Raw genomic sequence first — 18,979 nt, 5'->3', positions numbered from 1 at the left:
ACCGCAGCGCGACCTGGTGTCGTGCTGCCGGGCAGCATGGGGCGCCGAATCACCCTGCGGTCCTGTCTGTTTCACCCTCTTCTTCTCTACTCTCGGGTGGGTAGAGGGTCGGGTGGTGGTAGTGATTCGTCCTTGGCTGGCCGACGTCCAGCAGGGGTGGTGGGGTCCATTGGGTGCGACCGTCGGGGCCCATGGTGGTGTGCCAGCCGCCGGTGTCGACCAGACGGTTGTCGCGGCCGCAGGCCAGGGTGAGGTTGGTGATGTCGGTCAGTCCGTCGTCGCGCCAGTTGGTGATGTGATGAGCCTGCGAGCGGGAGGCCGGGGCGGTGCAGTTGGGTCGGGTGCAGCCGTGGTCGCGGGCGAACAACGCCAACCGTTGTGCTGTGCTGGCGGTTCTGGCTGCGCGGCCCAGATAGAGGGGTTGGCCGGTGTGGTTATCGAAGATGGCGAGGTAGTTGTCCGAGCCTTGCGCGGCCATCCGCACCAGATCCTTGACCGGCAGCTTGGTACCGGTGTGCGTGAGCGCCATCCCGGCGCGCTTTTCCAGGTCGGTGACGGTGCAGGTGGCGACCACCGCGACCGGGAACCCGTTGTGCACCCCGGAGGCCCCGGTGGCCAGCATCATCCGGCCCACCATCTTGAAGGCGTCGTACTGCCGCTGCGCCACAGTCCTTGTGTCGTTGTCGATCTGCTCCTGCGTCGGGGTCCCGGAGAAGCAGGGCTGCGGATCGGCCGGGTTGCACATGCCCGGGGCGGCGTACTTGTCGAACAACACCTGCCAGTAGGCGCGCCCTTCGGGGTCGAGTTCGGCGGTGACGTCGGTGCGCCCGTCAGGCCGCTGCTTACCCATCACGAACGACCGCTTCGGGTCCGGCTCGTCGTCGTCGGGTTCGGGGCCGTCCTGATCCAGCTTGTACAACAAGTCCGCGGCCGCGCGCCGTAAATCCTCCGGGGTTTTGACCCGGGCATCGGCCACCAGATCCGTCTCGCACTGGGCCAAGGTGACCGGGTCGGCCGCCCACAACGGGACCTTGCCGAAAAACCAGGTGATCACCTGCACGTGCTCACTGTTGATCGCACCCTCAGCCAGCGCGGCGGCCACCAGTTCCCACACCGGACCCAACGGCTCACCGGTGATCGCCGAGCGCGGACCCAAATTATCCGTGTCGCGGACCCTCCGGCGGGCCTCCTCCCGGCTGATGCGGTGCCGGACATGCAGCACCTCAGGCCAATCCTTGGCCCCGATCCCCTTGGCGGTGGCCTGGGTCTGTGCGGCCGCCAAAATCTGGTGATCGACAGCCTCGGCCGCACACCTCAAGGTTTCGCGGCGGGACTGCAACTCCAACAACGTCGGCACATCCAGACCGCTGTAATCCAAGGATGCCAGCCGCGCATGCGCCGCCTCGTAAGCGGCGTACGCCTCCTCGACAACGGCCGGATCGGTCAATCCCATATATCGAACACTAGTTCGACCCACTGACAAATTTCTGCAGTTTGGGACGCCTGTGCCGAAAGTGAACAATGAGGTCAAACCTGTTGCCCAGCAAGGTGTTCCACCAGCCGCAACGACTCCGGAGTTACCGCGCCGACCGTCAGTCCTCGTGAAAGCCGGGCACCCACTTGTCGACGATCTCGGCGTAGTTGATGGTCGCGTCCAGCTGTGCGGCAATACCGAGCAGACCGCCGAGCACCCGGAACATCATCAGATAGTTGGGCGGCAGATTCAGCTGGCGGCTGGTCTTGAACGTGGCGGCGAACTGCTCGCTGCGGATGTCCGCGGCGGTGGCAGCGATGCCCTGCAGCCATCTGCGACTGAAGTGGAAGCTCTTGTGGCGCAACGGTTCGATGTACGGCAGCAGGTAGGCGTTGATCTCGTCGGATGACACGGTCGCGCCGGCCGGGATGAATCCTTCGTCCCTGAGATAGGCCGTCAGCTCCTCCCACTTCTCATCGCGCGCGAGGCGCAGGATGGGACCGGTCGCGCGGGGCAGACCGCCTTCGTGAACCGCAACGGCACCGAAGTCCATGACACCGAACCGGCCGTCGTCGAGCAGCATGAAATTGCCGGGATGGGTGTCCACGTGGAGCAGCCCGCAGCGATACGGGGCGCTGATGGTGACCTCCAGCAACAGGTGCGCGCACTTGTTGCGTTCGTCTTCCGTGCCATTGGCGATGATCTCGGAGAGCTTGCGGCCCTCCATCCATTCGGTGATGACCACCTTGGGTGACGACGCGACGACCGCAGGGACGTAGAACTGCGGATCGCCCGCAAAAGCCTTGGCGAACGCCCGCTGATAGTCCGCCTCGATGCGGTAGTTCAGTTCTTCCTCGGTGCGCTCGATGAGCTCGTCGATGATGCTCTTGACGTCGGCGCCCGGAACCACCTGCTTGAACAGTGTGGTCAGCATGCGCAACGTCTTGAGGTCGGCGCGCACGGCCTCGTCGGCACCCGGGTACTGCACCTTGACCGCGACGCGGCGGCCATCGCTCCACACCGCGCTGTGTACCTGCCCGATGCTCGCGGAGGCGACGGGCGTGTCGTCGAAGGACTGGAAACGCTCACGCCACTTGGTGCCCAGCTGGGCATCGAGCACGCGGTGCACCTTTTCGGCGGGCAGCGGCGGGGCGTCGCTCTGGAGCTTGGTCAGGGCTTCGCGGTAGGGCTCGGCGTACGCCGGTGGGATGGCGGCCTCCATGACCGAAAGCGCTTGTCCCAGCTTCATGGCCGCGCCCTTGAGCTCCCCCAGCACCTGGAACAGCTGTTCGGCGGCCTTCTCGACGAGCTCGGCGTTGACGTCCTCTTTCGACTTGCCGGCCATGCGCTTGCCGACGCCCAGGACGGCGCGGCCCGCAATCCCGGCAGGAAGGGTTGCCAGCTTGGCGGCACGTCCCGTGCGGCCACGGCGGATTTCAGCCATGGCCTCGATCTTGGCTTTCTTAGCCGATCTTGACAACAGCCCGCTACGAAACCGGGACAACCACCAGATCGTGCGGCTGGTTGTTCATCGACACACAGCCGTCGTCGGTGACGACGACGATGTCCTCGATCCGGGCGCCCCAGTGCCCCGCGAAGTACACACCGGGCTCGACGCTGAACGCCATGCCGGGCTCGAGCGGCAATGCGTTGCCCGCCACGATGTACGGCTCCTCGTGCACCGACAGGCCGATGCCATGGCCGGTGCGGTGGACGAACACCTCGGCCAGCCCCTCGGCAGCCAGCACATCGCGGGCCGCGGCGTCGATCTGCTCAGCCGTCATCCCGGGCCGGACCGCGGCCACCGCCGCGGCCTGCGCCCGCTGCAGCACCGAATACTGTTGTGCCACCGCGGGATCGGGCTCGCCGATGCTGTAGGTCCTGGTGCAGTCCGAGTTGTAGCCGGGCTCGACGGGCCCGCCGATGTCGACGACGACGATGTCCCCCACCTGCAATTCACGGTCCGAGCATTCGTGGTGCGGGTCGGCACCGTTCGGTCCGGAGCCGACGATGATGAATGCCACCTCCGAATGCCCTTCGGCGACAATCGCTTCGGCGATGTCCGCGGCGACGTCGGCCTCGGTGCGGCCCGGCTTCAGGAACTCGGGTACCCGCGCGTGGACGCGGTCGATGGCTGCGCCGGCCTTCGTCAGGGCGTCGATCTCACTGGCGTCCTTGATCATTCGCAACTGCCGCAGCACGTCGGTGGCGAGTACCGGCACCGCGCCGAGCACCGACGCCAGCGGCAGCAGATGCAGCGCGGGCATCGCGTCGGTCACCGCGACGGCACTGCCCGGCAGCGCCGCGGCGACCAGCGCATAGGGGTCGTCGCCGTCGACCCAATCCTGCACCGCCAGGCCCAGTTCCAGGATCGCCGACTCCTTCAACGACGCCAGTTCCAGCCGCGGCACCACGACCGCCGGCGTCGAACCGTCGGCGGGCACCACGAGTGCCGTCAACCGCTCGAAGGTCTGCGCCCGCGACCCCACCAGATACCGGAGGTCGTACCCCGGGGTGATGACGAGTCCCGCCAGGCCGGCCGCCTGGGCGGCCGCGGCGGCCGAGCGCAGACGCGCGGCATAGACGTCGGTGTTGAATCGACCTGCTGTCACATTCCCCGTCACTTCGCTCGCCCGCATAGCAATAGGCTAGTGCGATGCCGACCGACATCCGCGACAGGCGGGCCTGAGCATGAACCAGCCGATCCTGCTGCTCGACGGAGCCAGCATGTGGTTCCGGTCGTACTTCGGGGTGCCGTCCTCGATCACGGCGCCGGACGGCCGCCCCGTCAACGCGGTCCGCGGCTTCATCGACAACATCGCGGCCCTGGTCACCCAGCACCGTCCCGGCCGCCTGGTGGTGTGCCTGGATCTGGATTGGCGGCCGCAGTGGCGCGTCGACCTGATCCCTTCCTACAAGGCGCACCGCGTGCTCGAGGAGAACCCGGACGGCGAGCCCGATATCGAGGAGGTGCCCGACGATCTGACGCCCCAGGTCGCCATGATCATGGAGCTGCTCGACGCGTTCGGCATCGCCACCGCGGGCGCACCAGGTTTCGAGGCGGACGACGTGCTGGGCACGCTGGCGACCCGGGAACAGACCGACCCCGCGATCGTGGTGAGCGGTGACCGCGACCTGCTGCAGCTGGCCAGTGATGACGGACCTGGAATCAGGGTGTTCTATATCGGCCGCGGCCTGGCCAAGGCGGTGCTGTACGGGCCTGCCGAGGTCGCCGAGACCTATGGCGTCCCGCTGGATCGCGCGGGTGCGGCATACGCCGAACTCGCCCTGATGCGCGGCGATGCGTCCGACGGTCTGCCGGGCGTCGCCGGCATCGGCGAGAAGACGGCGGCAACGCTGCTGCAGACCTACGGCTCATTGGCCGCCATCGAGGCGGCCGCCCAGGACCCGACCTCCAAAATGGCTGCGGCGCAACGCAAGAAAATCCTGGCCGCGGCGGACTACATCACGGCCGCGCTGCCCGTCGTCCTCGTCGCGACCGATGCGCCGGTGTCCCTGTCGACGGAGTCCGACGCCCTGCCGCTGGCGGCCCGCGACCCGCAGCGCGTGGCCGACCTGGCCGGCAAGTACGGCGTCACCAATTCCATCGCGCGGCTGCAGAAGGCGCTCGACAAGCTGTAATCCGCCGGTTCATGCGACGAGTGTGCCGTCAGATCGCAGATCTGCTCGGTGGGGCGATCCAGCCGCACGCTCGACGGCGTAAACGACTCAGGCCGGAACCCCCGTGTCACATGTGACGTAGAGGTTCCGGCCTGGGCCTGGTGAGAGTTGAGTGGAACTACTTCGGGCGGCCGACTTCGTAGGTGCCCTTGTCGTCCTTGAAGGTGACCTTGACGGTGCGCTTGGTGCCGTCGATGTTCACGTCGCAGTCGAACGTCTGCCCGGACTTGACCTCAGGGTCGGTGCCATTGTTGCACTTGACGTCCTTGACGTTCTTGGCGCCGTAGCCGTTGGTCTCGTCGGTCAGGATCTTCTGCACGCCCGACTGCGCGGCGTTGATGTCGAGCTTGGTGGTGACGAAGAAGCCCGGCCACAGGAAACCGAGGACACCGACGACCGCGACGACAACCGCGGCCACGACCCCACCGATGATCATCAGCGTCTTGCTGCTGGCCTTCTTGGCAGCCGGGGCGCCGAACTGCTGGTCGAACTGCTGACCCGCGGCACCCTCACCGAACTGCGGCTGGCCGTACTGACCCGGCTGGCCGTACTGGGGCTGACCGTACTGACCCGGCTGGCCGTACTGCGGCTGACCGTAGGCGCCCTGCTGCGGGTAACCCTGCTGCGGGTAACCGGGGTACTGCTGCTGGGGGTAGCCCGGAACCTGCTGTGCCCCAGGCTGCGCGGCGCCAGGCTGCACCGCCGGGTACTGCTGCTGGTACTGCTCCGGGTTGTAGGCCGGCTGCTGCCCCCACGCCGGGGCGGCAGTGGTCGGCTGCTCGGCGCCGGACGCCGGCTGACCCCAAGCGGGCTGCTGACCTTGCCACTGCTGTGACGGATCAGTTCCCTCTGGACCGCTCATCGTCTCTCCCTCGGTGCTCTACTGCCCGGACGTCATCCGAGCTGCTGGTCAACCACACTACCGGTGTCACCGTTCCTGGATGACCCGCACGCGGGGCGCGTGTCTGGGCATCACCTGGCACGGCCGGCCTTAGTCTCGCGGTATGACGGACCGAATCCGGCTCGGCAACGCCGTCTTGACGCGCGTCGCGGAAACCCAGGTGCAAATCCCCACCACGCTGTGGCCGTCGACGCCGCCGGAGGCCTGGCACGCCGAGGCCGAGCTGCTGGCCCCGCGATTCTGGAACCCCGAGACCGACCTGTTCCGCATCGCGATCCAGAGCTGGGTGCTGCAGGTGGACGGGCTGACCATCGTCATCGACACCGGCGCGGGCAATGACCGGCACCGGCCGCACATGCTGCCGCTCGACCACCTCGACACGCCATTCCTCGACAACATGCGGGCCGCGGGCATCGACCCGGACGACGTCGACGTCGTCCTCAACACGCACCTGCACACCGATCACGTCGGCTGGAACACCCAACTGGTCGACGGCGCCTGGGTGCCGACGTTCCCCAACGCCCGCTACCTGATGCCGGAGGCCGACTACCGGTTTTTCGCGCCCGACAACCCCGAGACGACCGACGAGATGCGAGCGGTGTTCGAGGACAGCGTCATCCCGGTGGCCGACCAGACCGTGCAGTTCTCCGGCGACCATCAGCTGAGTGACTCGGTGTGGCTGCGCCCGGCCCCCGGCCACACGCCCGGATCGTCGGTGCTGTGGCTCGATGCCGGCAAGCCGGCGGTGTTCGTCGGCGACCTGACGCACTGTCCGATCCAGATTCCCCGGCCGGATGATCCGTGCGCTTTCGACGTCGACGCGGCCGAGGCGACCGTCACCCGCAAGCGGGTGTTCACCGAGGCATCGCGGCGCCGGGCGGCCGTGGTGCCGGCGCACTATGCCGGCCATGGCGGCGCCACCATCGTGGCGCGCGGCGACCGGTTCATGGTCGACGACTGGCTGGATCTCGGCCTGGCCTGAGGCGCGGCAGGTCACATGGTGTCGATGGCGACGACGCCGCGACGCACGGCCCCGATGGCACGTTTGGCCGTGGCCCGCAGCTGCGGCGCCGGCGCGGCGAGCCGCACCTGGTCCAGCAGGTCCAGCACCTGACGGCACCACCGCACGAAATCACCTGCGGGAAGCGCATTTCCGTTGCCGTTGTCGGACATCAACAGCGCCGCGGTCAGGTCGCCATAGGTCGCCCAGCTGTACATCGCCGCGGCGAACCCGGCGTCGGGTTCCCTGCTGAACGGCAACCGGTGCCGGCGCTCGTCGCCCCGGATGTCGGTCCACAGCCTGCGGGTCTGGGCCAGTGCCCGTCGCACCTCGTCGGTGACCTGTTCGGAGCCCGGCGGCACCGACGGGCCGTCACCGCGCGATTCGAACAGCACCGCCGAGACGACGGCAGCCAGTTCGGCAGGGTTCAGGTCATCCCACACCCCGCCGCGCAGACATTCGGCGACCAGAAGGTCGCTCTCGCTGTAGATCCGGGCCAGCAGCCGTCCGTCTTCGGTCACCGCCGGCTCACCTTCGGCGCCTTCGATGAAGCCCCGCTCGCTCAGCAGCGACACGATGCGGTCGAAGGTGCGGGCCAGGGAGTTGGTGGCCGCCGCGACCTTCTGCTGGGTCTGGTCGTTGTCGCGTTCGATGCGCAGGTAGCGCTCGGCGGCACGCACTCTGGCCTCGCGGTCGGGCAGTTGATGCGCGGGGTGACGGCGCATCTGTTCCCGCAGGCCGGCCAGCTCCGGGTCGATGTCCGGCGTCGCCTCGGCGGATCCGCGACTGCGCCGCACCGAGGGCACGTCGAGCGCTTCGGCCGCCGACAGCAGGGCCGACGCCAGGTCACGGCGCACCTTGGGTTGCCGGTGTTCCACCCGCTTGGGCAGCGACATGCTGCCCAGGCGCTGCGACGTCCCCGCGTAGTCGGCCGCGGAAATCCGTCCCGCCCAACGGTGTTCGGTCAGCACCAGCGGTCGGGGGTCGTCGGCGTCGTACGCCGGCTCCAGCACCACGGCCAGACCGCTGCGGCGGCCCAGGCCGATGGCGATGACGTCGCCACGCTTCAGCGCGGCCAGCGCGTCGTTGATGCCCTTGCGCCGCGTCAGGCGACCGGCCCGGGACTGCGCCCGCTCGCGTTCGGTGATGCGCGCCCGCAGCCGGGCGTACTCGAGCACCGACTCCCAGTCGTCCCCCTGCTCGGCTGCGATCTCGGCGAGCATCCGCTCACCGCGCCTGATGCCGCGCACCAGCCCGGTGACCGACCGGTCGGCCTGGTACTGCGCGAACGACTGCTCGAGCAGCCGGTGCGCCGCGGCCGGCGTCATGTGCTGCACCAGGTTGATCGTCATGTTGTACGACGGCGCAAAGGAGCTGCGCAGCGGGAACGTTCGGGTCGACGCCAGGCCGGCGACCTGGGCCGGATCGGCCATCTCGTCGGTGGCGTGCCACAGCACCACGGCGTGGCCCTCGACGTCGATACCGCGGCGCCCGGCGCGGCCGGTCAGCTGCGTGTACTCCCCCGGCGTCAACGGGGCATGCTGCTCGCCGTTGTACTTGACCAGCCGTTCCAGCACCACGGTGCGGGCGGGCATGTTGATGCCCAAAGCCAGTGTCTCCGTGGCGAAGACGGCCTTCACCAGGCCGGCCGTGAACAGCTCCTCGACGGTGTGCCGGAACACCGGCAGCAAGCCGGCGTGGTGGGCGGCCAGGCCGCGCAGCAGGCCTTCGCGCCACTCGTGGTAGTCGAGCACCGCCAGATCGGACTCGGCCAGATCGGCGCAGCGCCGGTCGACGATCTCGGCGATCCGCTCGCGCTCGGCCTTGTTGGTCAGCCGCACCGCGGACCGCAGACACTGCTTGACCGCGGCATCGCACCCGGCGCGGGAGAACACGAACGTGATGGCCGGCAGCAGGCCGGCCTGGTCGAGCGTGCCGATGACGTCGGGACGGCTCGGTGGCCGGTACATGGCAGGCCGGCCCCGGTGCCCGTCGCGGCCGCGCCCGCGGGGCTGCCAGTCCATCAGCCGGTCCGCCTCGCGGCGATGCGCGATGTGCCGTAACAACTCCGGGTCGACGCGCGCCTTGCCCTTGGCCCCCGACGCGCCCTTCGACAGGTCGAAGAGATCGAACAGCCGCTTGCCGACGAGCATGTGCTGCCACAGCGGCACCGGACGGTGTTCGTCGACGACGACGGTGGTGTCACCGCGAACCGTCTGAATCCAGCCGCCGAACTCCTCGGCGTTGCTCACCGTCGCCGACAGGCTGACCAGCCGGACCTCGTCGGGCAGGTGCAGGATCACTTCCTCCCACACCGCGCCGCGCATGCGGTCGGCCAGGAAGTGGACCTCGTCCATCACGACGTACGCCAGGCCGTGCAGCGCGTGCGAATCGGCATACAGCATGTTGCGCAGCACTTCGGTGGTCATCACGACGATGTCGGCGTCACCGTTGATCGCCTGGTCACCGGTGAGCAGGCCGATACGTTCGGCGCCGTAGCGGGCCACGAGATCGTTGTGCTTCTGGTTGCTCAGCGCCTTGATCGGGGTGGTGTAGAAGCACTTGCGCCCGGCGGCCAGCGCCAGATGTACCGCGAATTCGCCGACGACGGTCTTGCCGGCACCGGTCGGGGCGCACACCAGGACGCCGCGCCCGTTCTCGAGCGCCACGCAGGCCTCGGTCTGGAACGGGTCAAGCGTGAACGACAGACCGGCGGCGAAGTCGCGGAGCTGTGGCCCCGGTTCGACCGGGGTCACGTCCTGCGGGTCAGGTGGCGTCGTCATCGATGGTCAGCCGGGTCGGGGTGGGCACGGCAGCCGGCGCATCGATGGGTTCGACCGACCCGATCGGGGCGGCCTCGTCGTCGGGAACGGCCTGGGCTTCGAGCTCGGCCTCGCGCCGGACCTTGCGCCGGTCGTGCAGCCGCGCCACCTGGATCGACATCTCCAGCAGCACGGTGAGCGCCAGCGACAGCGCCAGCATCGAGAACGGATCGGAGCCGGGCGTCACGAACGCCGCGAACACGAACAGGCCGAAGATCAGCCCGCGGCGCCAGGCCTTGAGCTTCTCGTAGGTGAGCACCCCGACCAGGTTCAGCATGATGATCAGCAGCGGGAACTCGAAGCTGATACCGAACACGATCAGCAGGTTGATCAGGAAGCCGAAGTATTGCTCACCGGACAGCGCGGTGATCTGCACGTCGCTGCCGACGGTCAGCAGGAACGACAGGGCCGTGGACAGCACCACGTAGGCCAGGATCGAACCGGACACGAACAGCAGCGCGCCGACGCCGACGAACAACGACGCGAAGCGCCGTTCCTTCTTGTAGAGGCCCGGGGTGATGAACGCCCAGATCTGGTAGAGCCAGACCGGGCAGGCCAGGATGATGCCCGCCGCCATGCCGACCTTCAGACGCAGCATGAACTGGTCGAAGGGCGCGGTGGCCAACAGCCGGCACTCCCCGTCCGGCGCGATGGACGCCCGCGACGACGCCGGCAGCGAGCAGTACGGGCCGCGCAGCCAGTCACCGAGGCTGGGGAATCCGAAGAAGCTGTGGCCGTACCAGAGAAAGCCGACGACGGTCGTCAACAGGACCGCGATGACCGCGATCAGCAGCCGGGTCCGCAGCTCCTCGAGGTGATCGACGAGCGACATGGTGCCGTCAGGATTGACCCGCGACCGTCGGCGGCGCGGGTCGAGCTTTCGGAAAATTGCGGTTACTGGCACGTGAGTGTGAAAGAGGCCGACCGCCGCGTGCGCTGGGCCCGCGGCGGGATCACGGCAAAGGTCAGGCCGGGTGCTTGTCCGCGGCGTCCGGCGCCGCCTGCGGTGCGGGTGCCGGGTTCTCGACGCGCTCAGCAGTGATGGGACGCGGCGCAGGCTGCTGCTCCGTCGTGCCGTCCGACTGCATCTCCTTCAACTCGGACTTGAAGATGCGCATCGACTTACCGAGCGAACGCGCGGCGTCCGGCAGCTTCTTCGCGCCGAAGAGCAGCACGAACACCGCGATGACGATCAACCAGTGCCACGGTTGCAAACCGCCCAATTTGGGTCACCTCCAGAAGTTGAGGCCGAGTCTACTCGCCAGGGCCGGGTTCATACGCCGCCAGCGCCGCTACCGCGGACTCCCGCACGCGGTCGGCGAGTTCGGGCGGGTCCAGCACCCGGACCGCCGAACCGAAACCGAGGACGAACCGGGCCATCCACTCGGTCGACGCGTAACTCATCGTGGCTTCCCAGCTGCCGTCGGGAATCTCGCGCTGCACCGCCAGCGGGTAGTAGTCGAACATCCACGCCGCGGACTCGTCGATCAGCAGCGTCGCCACCGGGAGTGTCGGGTCCGCGGTCTCCGCGGAGAACAGCGACGTGTCGGGTCCGGCCTGCACCGCGGGTGCCGGCGGCGCGGCAGGTTCGTCCAGCGCGGTGGCGTCGACGACGCGGTCGAAGCGGAACAGCCGCACCCCCTCGGCGGTGCGGCACCACGCCTCGAGGTAGCTGTGGTCACCGATCAGGGCCACCCGGATCGGGTCGACGACGCGCTGCGAGACGGTGTCGTGCGAAGCGGAGTAGTACTCGAGGGACAACGCCCGCTTGTCGCGCACGGCGGCCCGCACCGTCGCGGTCGCCTTGTTCTCGACGTCGCCGGTGACGTCCGGGGCCGGCACCGCCGCGGCCGTCGCGCCGGCGGTCCCGGCAGCGGCCTCGATCTTGGCGATCACGCTGCGCGCCACGTCGGGATCCACCACACCGGGTACGTCGACCAGCGCGCGCAGCGCCATCAGCACACCGGTGGCCTCCGGCGACGTCAGCCGCAGTGCGCGGTCCATCCCCGCCGAGAAAATCACCTCGATGGTGTCGCCCTCGAAGTCGAGGTCGATCAGTTCCCCGGGGCCTCCACCGGGCAGCCCGCACACGAACAGCTGCCAGAGGTCGGCTTCCAGTTGCTTGCGCGTCACGCCCAGATCAGCGGCGGCCTTGGTGTGGCTGACCCGCGGATTGGCCTGGAAATACGGGACCATGTTCAACAGCCGCACGAGGCGGGTGGATACGTTGCTCACTTGTGAAGGCTCTCCCCCGCCTGCGCACGCAACCGTCCGATCACGTTGTCCCGCAAAGATTTCGGCTCCAGCGCGACCGCGTCGGCGCCGTAGCCGGCGATCTCCCGGGCCAGCCGGTCGACCATGCCGATGTCGACGACGATCTCGTCGCCGCTGCGCCCGCCGCGCGTACTGGGTGACGAGCTGACGGCCTGCCTGCGCAACGCCGTCGCCCGCCCCTCGGCGACCCAGATCCGGGCCTGTTCGCCGGCCGGCCACTCGGAGACCGCGCGGTGCACGATGTCTCGCAGGTTGACGCCCTCGGGCCGGGTGACGGCGTGGTCGGGTCCGACGGCGCGGACCTCGCCGGCGATGCGCGACACCCGGAAGGTGCGCGCGTCGTTGCGGTCGCGGTCGTGACCGACGACGTACCACCGGCCGCGGTAGGTGACCACGCCCCAGGGCTCGAGGGTGCGGTCGACGTACGGCGAACTCCGATTGGGACGGTGCGCGAACTGCACGGCACGGCCGGAGTCGATGGCCGACAACAGAATTCCCAGGGCCTCCTCGGAACCGCGCAGCCCCTGCGTGGTTCCGGTGGTGATCGCGACGCCCGCGTCGGGCGCGTCGACGTCCACGCCCGCGGCCCGCAGCTTGAGCAGCGCGCTCTGCGTGGCGGTGACCATCTCCTGCGATTCCCACAGCTGGGTGGCGATCGCGACGACGGCGCGCTCGTCGCCCGTCAGCTCGACGGGCGGCAGCTCGTAGGCGGTGCGGTTGATGCGGTAGCCGTCATTGACGTCCATCATCGAGGCGCGCCCGGTCTCCAGTGGGATGCCGAGGTCGCGCAGCTCGTTCTTGTCGCGCTCAAACATCCGGGAGAACGCCTCGTCGGTCGGCGGGTCCTGGTAGCCCGTGACGTTGGCCCGGATCTGCTCTGCGGACAGGTAGCTACGGGTGGACAGGAGCGCAATGACGAGGTTCATCAACCGCTCAACCTTGGACGTCGCCACGTCCAACAGACTAAGTGGTTGCTGTGCGCCACCCGGTTACCGGCGCGCCCGCGGTGACGGACGCGCCCGTCACATGCTGGCGATCAGCCGGTTCACCCGCTCGTCGACCGACCGGAACGGGTCCTTGCAGAGCACCGTGCGTTGCGCCTGGTCGTTGAGCTTCAGGTGCACCCAGTCGACGGTGAAGTCGCGCCCGGCTTCCTGTGCGGCGGTGATGAATTCGCCGCGCAGCTTGGCCCGGGTGGTTTGCGGCGGGGTGTTGACCGCCGCGTCGATCTCCTCGTCGGTGGTGACGCGGGCGGCCAGGCCCTTGCGCTGCAACAGATCGAACACGCCGCGTCCGCGCTTGATGTCGTGGTAGGCCAGGTCCAGCTGCGCGATCTTGGGGTCGGACAGCTCCATGCTGTAGCGATCCTGGTAGCGCTGGAACAACTTCCGCTTGATCACCCAGTCGATCTCGGTGTCGACCTTGGCGAAGTCCTGGCTCTCGACGGCGTCGAGCTGGCGGCCCCACAGGTCGACGACCTGCTCGAGCTGCACGTTGGGCTCGCGGGTCTGCAGGTAATCGACGGCGCGCGAATGGTATTCGCGCTGGATGTCCAGCGCCGAGGCCTGCCGCCCGCCCGCCAGCCGCACGGCGCGCCGGCCGGTCAGGTCATGGCTGACCTCACGGATGGCCCGGATCGGGTTGTCCAGCGAGAAGTCCCGGAACGGCACGCCCGCCTCGATCATCTCCAGCACCAGCGAGGCGCTGCCCACCTTGAGCATGGTGGTGGACTCGCACATGTTGGAGTCGCCGACGATGACGTGCAACCGGCGGTACTTCTCGGCGTCGGCGTGCGGCTCGTCGCGGGTGTTGATGATGGGCCGTGACCTGGTGGTCGCGCTGGAGACACCCTCCCAGATGTGCTCGGCGCGCTGGCTCAGACAGAACGTCGCGGCCTTCGGCGTCTGCAGCACCTTGCCCGCGCCGCAGATCAGCTGGCGGGTGACCAGGAACGGCAACAGCACGTCCGAAATCCGGGAGAACTCCCCGGCCCGCACGATCAGGTAGTTCTCGTGGCAGCCGTAGGAGTTGCCCGCCGAGTCGGTGTTGTTCTTGAACAGGTAGATGTCGCCGCCGATGCCCTCGTCGGCGAGCCGCTGCTCGGCGTCGACCAGCAGATCTTCGAGCACGCGCTCACCCGCGCGATCGTGGGTGACCAGCTGCGCGAGGTTGTCGCATTCGGCGGTCGCGTACTCGGGGTGGCTGCCCACATCGAGGTACAGGCGTGCACCGTTTCGCAAGAAGACGTTGGAACTGCGGCCCCACGACACCACTCGCCGGAACAGATACCGCGCTACCTCGTCAGGGCTGAGCCGGCGGTGACCATGAAAAGTGCAGGTCACGCCAAACTCGGTCTCGATTCCCATGATCCGTCGCTGCACACAATCGAGCTTACGGGTTGGGCATGGGTATTAGGTGGGCAACAGGCCGCGCATCAGCGAGAGATACCCGCGGCCTGCCGGGCGGCCCGGACGAAGGCGGTCTGGGTCGAGTCGATTCCGTCGAGGTATCCGCCGACGAGCGCGGCGTCCCGCAGCAGCACGAGCGATGCCGCGACCTGCTCGGCGTCGTCGCGAGCGCCGGCCGCGTCCTGCAGCGCACCACGAAACCAGTTGCGGTGCCGGGCGATGAGTTGCCGCACCGGACTGTCCGGCGCGGGGTACTCGGCGGCCGCGTTGATGAACGGACAACCGCGGGTGTGGTACCTCGCGATGTCTTCGGCGATGCCGTCGATCACCAACTCGAGCATGTCGGCATCCGGGCCGGCGGTGGCTGCGGCGTCGCGGAAGTAGCCGCGGATGGTCTCGTCCTCGAGCCCGAGGTACGCCTCGACGAGCCCTTCCTTGCCCTTGAAGTGGCGGTACATGGTGGCGCGCGTGACGCCCGCCTCGGCGAGTATCCGGTCGACGCCGACGGCGTGGATTCCTTCGCGATAGAACAGCTCCGCCGCGACCCGGAGCAGCCGCTCGCGTGGTCGCAGAGTCGCTTCGGCACTGTCCATGACCCCAGCGTACTCGCGAGCCAGAACGTTCTTTCTGATTCAGGGAACACATGCCGGGCGTCGGCGGTTATACAGGCAGAACGACCGTTCTTTCTACGTTAAGGAGACGCCATGACCATCACCCGGACCGAACAGGCCGACATCGACCGCGCCAACCGCACCGGACGGCAGCCCGTCGTGTTCGTACACGGCCTGTGGCTGCTGCCGAACAGCTGGGACAGCTGGCGGACGTTGTTCGAGGAACAGGGTTTCGTGACCGTCGCCCCCGGTTGGCCCGACGATCCGGCGACAGTGGAGGACGCCCGTCGCGATCCGTCGGTGTTCGCCCGCAAGAGCATCGGTGACATCACGCAGCACTACGTCGACGTCATCGGCGCACTCGACCGCAAGCCGATCGTCATCGGCCACTCGTTCGGCGGATTGATCACCCAGAAGCTGGCGGGCCTCGGCCTGGCCAAGGTCGCGGTCGCGATCGATCCCGCGCCGTTCCGCGGTGTGCTGCCGCTGCCGATCGCGGCCCTGCGCTCGGCGTTCCCCGTCCTCGGCAACCCGCTCAACCGTGGCCGCGCAGTCGCGCTGACGCCCGAGCAGTTCCGGTTCGGGTTCGGCAATGCCGTGTCCGAAGAGGAGTCGGCCAAGCTGTACGAGAACTACTCGGTCGCCGGCTCGGGCCTGCCGCTGTTCCAGGCCGCCACCGCCAACTTCCACCCGGGCACCGAGGCCAAGGTCGACACCCGGAATCCGGAACGTGGTCCGCTGCTGATCATCTCGGGCGAGAAGGACCACACCGTGCCGTGGGCCATCGCCAACGCGTCCTACAAGCGGCAGCAGAAGAACCCGAACGTCACCGAGATCGTCGAAATCCCGGGACGCGGCCACTCCCTCGTCATCGACAGCGGGTGGCGCGACGTCGCCGCCACCGCACTGGATTTCGTCCGGCGCTTCTGACACATCCAGAAACGGCTCCGTCCGCCACCCGAGGTGGGTGGCGGACGGAGCCGTGCCGGTTCGGCGGGGATCAGAACGACGTATCCAGGTAGCCGGCGCTCTGGTTGGCCTCGTCATGGTTGGAGAAGTGCTCGCCCAACACGTACGACGAGTGCGGGTCGGTTCCGTTGGGGATCAGCGGATCGGTGTCGGCGCTGGCGATCGGCGCCAGCAGGAGGGCACCGGCAATACCGGCCGCGGCCACTGCGGGAGCGATGAACTTGATCGGGTTCTTCATGATCGGTGCGCTTTCTGTCGAAGGGCTCGTCCGCTTTCGGACTGCCTCAATCGTCGGCTCTGACCAGGCAAAAGTCGCTACCGCAGGCATCAATTCGGTATTGCAGCCAGCAGGAAGACGCGGTTGGGTGCCAGCGCTGACGACAACGGCCCGGACGCCGGTGAATCTGTCCACATGATGATCAATCGACGGACGATGCTCGGCGGTGCGGGCGCGGTCGGGGTTGCGGCGATCGCCGGCGCCGGCGCCGACCGCGCGTTCTCATCCCCTTTACCCCGCAAGGAAACTCAGGAAAACACCATGACCGACGACGCCGCCCGGTTCGGCAACCCGCGCATTCCGGCCGAGCTGAACACGGCACAGCCGCACATGTTCCACCTCGGCGCCCTGGCGCCCACCCAGTTCGAGGGCGGCACGCTGCGCCAAGCCTACGAAGGCAATTGGCCGATATTGACCGGACAGGAAGCCAGCGTGGTGATGGTCACCCTGGAGCCCGGCGGCATCCGGGAACCGCACTGGCACCCCAGCGCCTGGGAGATCAATGTCATCACCAGCGGCGTGGCGACCTGGACCCTGCTCGATCCGATGGGGCACTCCGAGCAGTTCGAGGCCAACGTCGGCGACGTGGTGTTCGCGCCGCAGGGCTCACTGCACTACTTCGAGAACAAGGGCACCCAGAATCTGAGCCTGCTGATCGTGTTCAACGCCAGCACCCAGGAGGGCGAAGACGACATCGGCATCGGCGCGTCCATCAGCAAGCTGCCGCCCGATGTTCTCGGCGCCGTGTTCGGCGTTCCCGCAGACACTTTCACCAAGTTCAAGAAGATCGACCAGTCGCTCACCATCATCAAGCGGCCGGCCCACTGAGCCGCCTCACGCCAGCGACAGGAACAGCTTCTCCAACTCGGCCTCGGTCATCGGATCACGGCCCTCCGCGGCGTTGCCGGCCAGGCACTCGCGGAGGCCCGTGGCGACGATCTTGAATCCCGCCCGGTCGAGCGCCTTCGACACCGCCGCGAGCTGCGTGACGATGTCCTTGCATTCGCGGCCCTGCTCGATCATCGAGATGACACCGGCCAGCTGTCCCTGCGCGCGGCGCAACCGGGCCAGAACGGCGGCCATGGCCTCTTCATCGCCGACCATGTCGCACCTGCCTTTCCTTGGTTCACGGTCCGAGCCCGCTATACCCCTCAGGGTATCAGCGGCCGGCCGGGACGGCAGCGCGCTCCCACAGCGCCCGCCACTCGTTCTCTTCGGTCTGCTTGTCGCGGTGGAGCAGTTCGGACGGCTCGGTCAGATGGATCGTCGGGTGCGGCGTCGCAAAGAAGTTGCCCTTGCCCTGCGCCGAGACATGGCCGCCGACGTCGATGTAGCAGTAGCCCTCGCCCGACATCGCCGCACCGTCGCCGACCCGCCCGAGGTAGCGCAGCGCGTTACGGGCCGCCGCCCTCGCCCCGTTCTTCGCGAAGATCGCCGCCTTGGGCAGCGGTCGCCCCGACTCGGCGGTCACGGCGGCCGCGTCACCGATGGCGAAGATGCCCGGGTACCCGGTGGCCATCTCGGCGTCGACGGTGATCCAACCCGCGCCGTCGATCGTCACGGCCGGCTCGTGAGGCGGGACGAACACCAGGAGATCGAACTCGGTGGCGGTGCCGTCGGCGAAGTGGATCACCTTGTGCTCGGCGTCGATGTGCTCGACGGCATGCTCGCCATGGAAGCCGATGTCGTTGGCGCCCAGCATCTCCACCAGTTCCAGCCCGGCGTACGGCCCTGCCGAGGGCATGGGCTGCTTTTCCGGGGTGTACACCGCGATGTCGGTGGCCTCCCGGTGACCGTTGTCCCGCAACAGGTCCGCGGCCAGCAGCGCACCCTCGTAGGGGGCGACCGGACAGCGGTACGGCAACGAGGTGACCAGGAAGACGAGCCTGCCACCGGAGAACTGCCGCAACGCGGCGTGCGCGGCCGCGGCAGCCTCGGCGCTGTAGTAGTGCACAGCGGACCCGGCATCGACGGCATCACGCAGCCCCGGCACCTTGTCGATGACGTTGCGGGCACCGGTGGCGATGATCAATGCGTCGAACCCGATCTCGTCGCCGTCGGCCAGCGTCACGACGCGAGCCGAATGATCGATGTCGGCAACAGTGCCGGTGACGGTGTTGACGCCGCGCAGGGCGGAGACCGTGGGCTCGATGGGCACGCTGCCCTCCTCGCGCCAACCGCGCAGTACCCAGGGCAGGGTGAAGCCGAGGAAGTGCGAGAAGTCCTCGTCGACGATGGTCAGGTCGAGATCGTCAAGGGCCACTCCGGATTCGGCGAGTTCCTTGATGACCGACAGACCGCCGATACCGGCGCCGAGGATGACGAGCTTCGTGTCTTTCACGTTCCTACCTCCAGAACTTCATGCGGGACGGTCGATCGGATTTGGGGTGCCCGTCGCACCACTGGCCGGCGGGTACCGTGGCCTTGACGGCGTCGACGTGCATCCCACAGCCCGACCAGGTGGTCTTGCCGCATTGCGAACAACGCTTGGCCTGGCACATGATTCACTCCCTCCAGTGGTCGCGCGAGCGATCGAGCCGGTGAGCCATGTTGTGCTCCTTG

The 18,979-nt window shown here is 68.1% G+C and carries 18 protein-coding genes; 4 read left to right on the top strand and 14 right to left on the bottom strand.

Translation table 11 applies throughout. The annotated features are described in order from the left end of the window. Window positions 1-49 precede the first annotated feature (49 nt). The 3 genes from ACJH6I_RS17455 to ACJH6I_RS17445 form a co-directional block, all read right to left on the bottom strand. Entirely contained in the window at window positions 50-1,453 is a 1,404-nt protein-coding gene (locus ACJH6I_RS17455) for a DUF222 domain-containing protein (RefSeq protein ID WP_318985931.1), read from the bottom strand. A gap of 139 nt (window positions 1,454-1,592) precedes the next feature. Continuing rightward, entirely contained in the window at window positions 1,593-2,918 is a 1,326-nt protein-coding gene (locus ACJH6I_RS17450) for an ABC1 kinase family protein (protein ID WP_406784343.1), read from the bottom strand. Window positions 2,919-2,961: 43 nt separating this feature from the next. Beyond that, on the bottom strand, window positions 2,962-4,113 hold the full coding sequence (locus tag ACJH6I_RS17445; protein WP_406784342.1) for a M24 family metallopeptidase: 1,152 nt from the start codon (window positions 4,111-4,113) through the stop codon (window positions 2,962-2,964). Between the two features lie 52 nt (window positions 4,114-4,165). Between ACJH6I_RS17445 and ACJH6I_RS17440 the strand changes: the two genes are divergently transcribed. After that, the gene (locus ACJH6I_RS17440; RefSeq protein ID WP_406784341.1) at window positions 4,166-5,116 is read left to right on the top strand and encodes a 5'-3' exonuclease H3TH domain-containing protein; all 951 of its coding nucleotides are present in this window, start codon (window positions 4,166-4,168) and stop codon (window positions 5,114-5,116) included. Between the two features lie 157 nt (window positions 5,117-5,273). Here the strand turns inward: ACJH6I_RS17440 and ACJH6I_RS17435 are convergent, their stop codons facing one another. Continuing rightward, the gene (locus ACJH6I_RS17435; protein ID WP_212811964.1) at window positions 5,274-6,017 is read right to left on the bottom strand and encodes a DUF4333 domain-containing protein; all 744 of its coding nucleotides are present in this window, start codon (window positions 6,015-6,017) and stop codon (window positions 5,274-5,276) included. Between the two features lie 142 nt (window positions 6,018-6,159). On the opposite strand from ACJH6I_RS17435, the gene ACJH6I_RS17430 reads away from it, so the two are divergent. Continuing rightward, window positions 6,160-7,038 carry an MBL fold metallo-hydrolase gene (locus ACJH6I_RS17430; RefSeq protein WP_406784340.1) on the top strand — a complete coding sequence of 293 codons (879 nt, stop codon included), beginning with the start codon at window positions 6,160-6,162 and terminating at the stop codon, window positions 7,036-7,038. 11 nt (window positions 7,039-7,049) lie between these two features. Here the strand turns inward: ACJH6I_RS17430 and ACJH6I_RS17425 are convergent, their stop codons facing one another. The 7 genes from ACJH6I_RS17425 to ACJH6I_RS17395 all read right to left on the bottom strand — a co-directional run bounded on the left by ACJH6I_RS17425 (window position 7,050) and on the right by ACJH6I_RS17395 (window position 15,153). After that, on the bottom strand, window positions 7,050-9,839 hold the full coding sequence (locus ACJH6I_RS17425) for a DEAD/DEAH box helicase (RefSeq protein WP_406784339.1): 2,790 nt from the start codon (window positions 9,837-9,839) through the stop codon (window positions 7,050-7,052). Then, window positions 9,823-10,710, bottom strand: coding sequence for a twin-arginine translocase subunit TatC (gene tatC / locus ACJH6I_RS17420; RefSeq protein WP_406784338.1), 888 nt, complete (start codon window positions 10,708-10,710; stop codon window positions 9,823-9,825). The genes ACJH6I_RS17425 and tatC overlap by 17 nt, the downstream gene beginning before the upstream one ends. 133 nt (window positions 10,711-10,843) lie before the next feature. Next, on the bottom strand, window positions 10,844-11,101 hold the full coding sequence (tatA, locus tag ACJH6I_RS17415; protein WP_020100720.1) for a Sec-independent protein translocase subunit TatA: 258 nt from the start codon (window positions 11,099-11,101) through the stop codon (window positions 10,844-10,846). A gap of 31 nt (window positions 11,102-11,132) precedes the next feature. Further along, on the bottom strand, window positions 11,133-12,113 hold the full coding sequence (locus ACJH6I_RS17410; RefSeq protein ID WP_406784337.1) for a helix-turn-helix transcriptional regulator: 981 nt from the start codon (window positions 12,111-12,113) through the stop codon (window positions 11,133-11,135). Further along, window positions 12,110-13,105, bottom strand: a complete 996-nt coding sequence (locus ACJH6I_RS17405; protein ID WP_212811969.1) for a YafY family protein — start codon at window positions 13,103-13,105, stop codon at window positions 12,110-12,112. The genes ACJH6I_RS17410 and ACJH6I_RS17405 overlap by 4 nt, the downstream gene beginning before the upstream one ends. A gap of 69 nt (window positions 13,106-13,174) precedes the next feature. Continuing rightward, on the bottom strand, window positions 13,175-14,533 hold the full coding sequence (pafA, locus tag ACJH6I_RS17400; protein WP_212811970.1) for a Pup--protein ligase: 1,359 nt from the start codon (window positions 14,531-14,533) through the stop codon (window positions 13,175-13,177). 53 nt (window positions 14,534-14,586) lie between these two features. Beyond that, a complete protein-coding gene (locus ACJH6I_RS17395; protein ID WP_406784336.1) occupies window positions 14,587-15,153 on the bottom strand; it encodes a TetR/AcrR family transcriptional regulator in 567 nt (188 codons plus the stop codon). Window positions 15,154-15,264: 111 nt separating this feature from the next. Between ACJH6I_RS17395 and ACJH6I_RS17390 the strand changes: the two genes are divergently transcribed. Beyond that, a complete protein-coding gene (locus ACJH6I_RS17390) occupies window positions 15,265-16,101 on the top strand; it encodes an alpha/beta hydrolase (RefSeq protein WP_406784335.1) in 837 nt (278 codons plus the stop codon). 70 nt (window positions 16,102-16,171) lie between these two features. On the opposite strand, the gene ACJH6I_RS17385 is transcribed toward ACJH6I_RS17390, so the two are convergent. After that, window positions 16,172-16,378, bottom strand: coding sequence for a hypothetical protein (locus ACJH6I_RS17385; RefSeq protein WP_406784334.1), 207 nt, complete (start codon window positions 16,376-16,378; stop codon window positions 16,172-16,174). A gap of 174 nt (window positions 16,379-16,552) precedes the next feature. Here ACJH6I_RS17385 and ACJH6I_RS17380 point away from each other — a divergent pair, with 174 nt between their 5' ends. After that, window positions 16,553-17,245 carry a cupin domain-containing protein gene (locus tag ACJH6I_RS17380; protein ID WP_406784356.1) on the top strand — a complete coding sequence of 231 codons (693 nt, stop codon included), beginning with the start codon at window positions 16,553-16,555 and terminating at the stop codon, window positions 17,243-17,245. Between the two features lie 6 nt (window positions 17,246-17,251). On the opposite strand, the gene ACJH6I_RS17375 is transcribed toward ACJH6I_RS17380, so the two are convergent. Beyond that, the gene (locus tag ACJH6I_RS17375) at window positions 17,252-17,521 is read right to left on the bottom strand and encodes a metal-sensitive transcriptional regulator (RefSeq protein WP_212811975.1); all 270 of its coding nucleotides are present in this window, start codon (window positions 17,519-17,521) and stop codon (window positions 17,252-17,254) included. A gap of 55 nt (window positions 17,522-17,576) precedes the next feature. Next, a complete protein-coding gene (locus ACJH6I_RS17370; protein WP_318985928.1) occupies window positions 17,577-18,758 on the bottom strand; it encodes an FAD/NAD(P)-binding oxidoreductase in 1,182 nt (393 codons plus the stop codon). Window positions 18,759-18,979: the final 221 nt, after the last annotated feature.

Source organism: Mycobacterium sp. SMC-13 (assembly GCF_045311035.1).
Taxonomy (GTDB): domain Bacteria; phylum Actinomycetota; class Actinomycetes; order Mycobacteriales; family Mycobacteriaceae; genus Mycobacterium.
The sequence above is the reverse complement of the archived record's forward strand: the minus strand, read 5'-3'. Positions and strand labels throughout refer to the sequence as shown.